Genomic DNA, 4,936 nt, shown 5'->3' with positions numbered 1-4,936 from the left:
GCGTCAACGCCAGCGGCAGGCCGAGCATGGCCAGCGTCCGATAGGTCTCGATGTCGATCAGCCGCTGCGACAGAGCGCCGGTGCTGGCCGGCGTCAGGCCGCGATCGAGCACCAGCATGCGGGTCAGCCCGTCGCCGTCCTGGCGGAAATCGGTGATGATGGCGGCGGCGCCCCTTTCGACCAGCGAGTAGCAAAGGCTGGTGGGGTCGAAGCCGGCGATCAGCCTTTCGCTCGCCTGCGTCCATTTGCGGATTTCGAGCCGGATGCCGGAAATCACCGTGCCTGGGGGCGAGAAGCCGTTACCGAAGGGCGAATCTTCCTGCCCCCGGCCATTCTCGGCCAGCGGCCCTTCCCACAGATAGGTCGAGAATTCCGTATGCCGCTCCCAACGCAGCGAGCCCTTGCCCCATTTCATGGCATGGTGGCGCGCGTTCCGCTCAGGCGCGGCGATTCCCAGCCGCCTCGAAAGCTCCGATAGCACGGCATGGTCGACCGCGGCGCCGGCCTCGGTCATGAAGGAAAGCTGGATCAGCACGCGCGGCTTTTCGATCAGCGGATGCGGACGGGCATGAACCTCGCCGATCGCGCCGGGACGCCCCTCATGCGCCGGAAAACCCATGACGCTGCCTTGGGCGCGCGGCTGGAATTCGAGACTGGACATCTCGTCGGACACGGCTGGTCCCCCTGTTTTCGACCCTTCGTGCAACCCGGTGGTCTTGCGGCAATCGGCGAGACGCGTAAACAGCAAATATTAGCATCCGGCGATGACGGCGCGCGGCAGGCGATCCGACCACATTGGGCGAATTGGATAAATAATTTGACCAGTTGGCGACAGACGCTTTAATCTGGGCAACATCCGTTCCAGCTCCAGGCGTCTCCGTTGAGCGACATTTTCTCCAGGATCGAGCATTCGCGCACCGCCGACGAGGTGGTGCAGCAGATCGAGAGCCTGATCCTCGAAGGCGTTCTGCGCACCGGCGACCGGCTGCCGGGCGAGCGCGAGCTGGCGCGCCAGTTCGACGTGTCGCGGCCGATCCTGCGCGATGCGCTGAAGGCGCTGGAGGGACGCGGACTGCTGACGACGCGCCCCGGCGGCGGCACGCATGTCGCCGACGTCATCGGCCAGCTCTTCACCAAGCCGGTGACGGACCTCATCTCCACGCACCGCAAGGCGGTGACCGACTATCTGGAGTACCGGCGCGAGATCGAGGCGGTGGCGGCCGAATATGCGGCGCGGCGGGCGACGCCGGAGGACCTTGCGCTGCTCGACCGCATCATGGCGCGCATGGAGGAGGCGCACCGGACGGGCGACTTCGACGACGAGGCGGAAATCGACGTCGAGTTCCATCATGCGGTGTGCGAATGCGCGCACAACATCATCCTGCTGCACACGCTGCGCTCCTGCTACCGGCTGTTGTCGGAAGGCGTTTTCCAGAACCGGCTTCTGGTGTTCGGCGTGCCGGGCGCGCGCGAGGCGCTGCTCGAGCAGCACCGGGCGATCCATACCGCGATCAAGGCCGGCGACCCGATCGCGGCGCGCAAGGCCGCGATGGACCACATCACCTATGTCGAGCGCTCGATGGCGGAAGCCGAGCGCAGCGGCGACTGGCAGCGCGTCTCCCGGCTGAGGCTGAGACAGCGCTCCGATGCCGGCGATATCGAACCCACACGCAAACGCTCCTAAGCACAGATTTAGCGGGGACCCATCATGAGCGAAATCCTCACCATCGCCGACCTCAAGGACTTGGCACGCCGCAGGGTGCCGAAGATGTTCTTCGACTATGCCGATTCCGGCGCATGGACGGAGAGCACCTATCGCGCCAACGAAGAGGACTTCGGCAAGATCAAGTTCCGCCAGCGCGTGCTGGTCGACATGAGCAACCGCTCGCTGGAATCGACCATGATCGGCGAGAAGGTGGCGATGCCGGTGGCGCTCGCGCCGACCGGATTGACCGGCATGCAGCATGCCGACGGCGAGATGCTGGCGGCACAGGCGGCGGAAGCGTTCGGCGTGCCGTTCACGCTGTCCACCATGAGCATCTGCTCGATCGAGGATGTCGCCTCGGTGACCAAGAAGCCGTTCTGGTTCCAGCTCTACGTCCTGCGCGACAAGGATTTCGTGCTCAACCTCATCGACCGCGCCAAGGCGGCGAAATGCTCGGCGCTGGTGCTGACACTCGACCTGCAGATCCTGGGACAGCGCCACAAGGACGTGCGCAACGGGCTTTCGGCGCCGCCGAAGATGACGCTTGCCAACATCATCGACCTTGCGCTGAAGCCGCGCTGGTGCCTGGGCATCGCAGGAACCAAGCGCCGCACTTTCCGCAACATCGTCGGCCACGCCAAGGGCGTGGGCGACGTCTCCTCACTATCGTCCTGGACGAATGAGCAATTCGATCCGCACCTGTCGTGGAAGGACGTCGCCTGGATCAAGGAACGCTGGGGCGGCAAGCTGATCCTGAAGGGCATCCTCGACAAGGAAGACGCGCTGATGGCGGCCGAGACCGGGGCGGACGCGATCGTGGTCTCAAACCATGGCGGGCGGCAGCTCGACGGCGCCCCCTCCTCGATCTCCGTGCTGGAAGAGATCGCCGATGCGGTCGGCGACAGGATCGAAGTCCACATGGACGGCGGCATCCGCTCCGGCCAGGACGTGCTCAAGGCGCTATGCCTCGGCGCCAAGGGCACCTATATCGGCAGGCCCTTCCTTTACGGCCTCGGCGCGATGGGCAAGGACGGCGTTACCAAGGCGCTCGAAATCATCCGCAAGGAAATGGATGTCACGATGGCGCTGTGCGGCAAGCGCCTCGTCGCCGACATGGGCAAGGACCAGCTCCGCCGCTAGGACGCAGTAGCCAAGATCGCACGGATCGGTTGCGTCGCTAGGGCGTTGTTCATCGATCGGCACTAGGCTTGGCTCCAACTGTGCCTTGGGAACATGTTCACCTTGACCGAAACCGGCATCCACTACCTCGACGCGCGCGGGCCGGACGGCATGCGGCTTTACGCCATCGGCGACGTACATGGACGCCATGACCTGCTCGCCGCCATGCACCGGCGCATCGAAAGCCAACTGGAACATGCGCCCGCGTCAGACTGGCGTATCATCCATCTCGGCGACTATGTCGACCGCGGTCCGGATTCAAAGAGGGTCATCGACTTCCTGATCGAGGCGCGCAAGCGCGATCCGCGCAACATCATGCTCGCCGGCAACCACGATATCGGCATGCTCGAATTCATGGCCCATGCCGAGCCGGACGGCCTGTTCATGAACTATGGCGGCGTGCAGACCGCGCAGTCCTATGGCGTGGAACTTGTCCGTGACGCCCATTGGTACGGCAAGGCGGAGACAGTCGCGCGTGGACACGCTGCGCTGGTGAAAGCGGTGCCGCGCAGTCATGTCGATTTCCTGCAATCGCTGACGTTTTCGGTCAGTTTCGGTGACTTCTTCTTCTGCCATGCCGGGATAAGGCCGGGCGTGCCGCTCGACCATCAGAACCAGCAGGACCTGATCTGGATCCGCGATGCCTTCCACGATCACCCGGGACTTTTTTCAAAGGTGATCGTGCATGGGCACACGCCCGTCCCGGAGGCCGAAGTGAAGGCCAACCGCGTCAATGTCGACACGCTCGCCTGGAAATCGGGGACGCTGAGCGCGCTCGCCGTCAATGGCGGCGACAAGCAGATCATCGACGTGCAAGGCAAAGCGCTTTAAGGCGTGCTGATATTCAGGTGAGGCCGGCCTGCAAATGGTGTTTTCCTGCGCTTCCGGTGTTCACGTACGTTAAGTACGCTCCGCTCCGGTTCTCGGAAACCACCATTTTCGACTCGGCCTGACCTGAATCTCAACACGCCTTCGGCGCAATCTCGGCGCGGGCGCGCTTCCGATTTTTGATTGGGCTCAGTCGAGCGAGGCCGTCACGCCGTAGCCGTCGACGGCCCGGTGGTTGGTTGCTGCGTCGGCGGCATAGATGCCCAGGCCGCAGAGCACGATGGCAGACAGCATGACAAAAGACAGGAGAGCTGCTTTCACGGACGTCATCTCTGGTTAAGCTTTCTGCATCTGGGCACGAGGCGGTTACCAATGCGTTGAAACGATAAAATGCGTCTCAATGTTTCGACGATTTCGCGCTTCTAAGCAGATTCTGTTTCGCCGGTGTGTCGGCTGGATCACACAAAAGGTTCATGGCGGTTGCACCAGCGATACAAAGCGCGCCCTCTTAAGGGAGTGGCCGGACACAAACCAAGAAAGAAGAGCGTTATCCCCAGGCGCAGGCGCTGAGGCGTGCCAATTATGCCACGCTGCGTCCGCGCGGATGGGTTGAGATGCAGGTCAGGCCGGCCTTACCTGAATATCAACGTACCTTAGATGGTAGCCACCCAGGCGCGGGCGATCGCCAGGCCGGCGGCATCGGCTTCGGGGCCGTTACCGGCCAACTCGTCGTCGAGCCGGTCGTTCCAGTCGGGATGGCGCTCGGCGATCGTTGCCGCGAAGGAGGTGCTCCAGTGGCGCACCATCGGCGTGTCGGCCTCGAAGTGGAACTGAAAGCCATAGACGGCGCGGCCGAGGCGGAAGGCCTGGTTTTCGGCGACCGCGCTGCCGGCGAGCCGCACGGCATTCTGAGGCAGCGCAAAAGTGTCGTCGTGCCATTCGAAGATCGGAAATTGTTCGGGCAGCGCCGCCAGGACCGGATCCGACTTCGCGGCGGGCGTCAGCGAGACCTTGTGCCAGCCGAACTCGGTGGCGCCGCCGATATGGTTGTCGCCACCAAATGCGCGGGCAAGGAGCTGACCGCCGAGGCAGATGCCGAGCACCGAGCGGTCCTTATCGGCGAAATCGCGGGTCAACTCAAGGAGCGCCGGGAAATAGGGATAGTCCTCGTCGGCCAGCGCATTCTGCCCGCCGCCCAGCAAGACCATCGCATCGTGCCCGCCC

6 protein-coding genes are annotated in these 4,936 nt (G+C 63.7%); 3 read left to right on the top strand and 3 right to left on the bottom strand.

The annotated features are described in order from the left end of the window. A partial coding sequence (locus EOA28_RS24735; RefSeq protein WP_128315379.1) for a DUF3422 family protein occupies positions 1-673 on the bottom strand: 673 nt, incomplete at its 3' end. A gap of 207 nt (positions 674-880) precedes the next feature. On the opposite strand from EOA28_RS24735, the gene EOA28_RS24730 reads away from it, so the two are divergent. The 3 genes from EOA28_RS24730 (at position 881) to EOA28_RS24720 (ending at position 3,715) form a co-directional block, all read left to right on the top strand. Next, complete coding sequence (locus EOA28_RS24730; protein ID WP_127250077.1) at positions 881-1,684, top strand: FCD domain-containing protein; 804 nt, start codon at positions 881-883, stop codon at positions 1,682-1,684. A 24-nt stretch (positions 1,685-1,708) separates the two neighbouring features. Next, positions 1,709-2,845 carry an alpha-hydroxy acid oxidase gene (locus tag EOA28_RS24725; protein ID WP_127250078.1) on the top strand — a complete coding sequence of 379 codons (1,137 nt, stop codon included), beginning with the start codon at positions 1,709-1,711 and terminating at the stop codon, positions 2,843-2,845. Between the two features lie 102 nt (positions 2,846-2,947). Continuing rightward, positions 2,948-3,715, top strand: a complete 768-nt coding sequence (locus EOA28_RS24720; RefSeq protein ID WP_127250079.1) for a metallophosphoesterase — start codon at positions 2,948-2,950, stop codon at positions 3,713-3,715. A 186-nt stretch (positions 3,716-3,901) separates the two neighbouring features. Here the strand turns inward: EOA28_RS24720 and EOA28_RS40960 are convergent, their stop codons facing one another. Both EOA28_RS40960 and EOA28_RS24710 read right to left on the bottom strand, forming a co-directional pair. Then, positions 3,902-4,033, bottom strand: a complete 132-nt coding sequence (locus EOA28_RS40960; RefSeq protein WP_263498119.1) for a hypothetical protein — start codon at positions 4,031-4,033, stop codon at positions 3,902-3,904. Between the two features lie 332 nt (positions 4,034-4,365). Further along, on the bottom strand, positions 4,366-4,936 hold a 571-nt coding region (locus EOA28_RS24710), incomplete at its 5' end, for a type 1 glutamine amidotransferase (protein WP_148670834.1).

The sequence above is a fragment of the Mesorhizobium sp. M2A.F.Ca.ET.067.02.1.1 genome (assembly GCF_004023285.1).
In the GTDB taxonomy this organism is placed as follows: Bacteria; Pseudomonadota; Alphaproteobacteria; order Rhizobiales; family Rhizobiaceae; genus Mesorhizobium.
The sequence above is the reverse complement of the archived record's forward strand: the minus strand, read 5'-3'. Positions and strand labels throughout refer to the sequence as shown.

What these genes read in the sequence shown, in the direction of transcription:
- EOA28_RS24725 (WP_127250078.1), top strand. Translation starts at nt 1,709, where the DNA reads ATGAGCGAAATCCTCACCATCGCCGACCTCAAGGACTTGGCACGCCGC.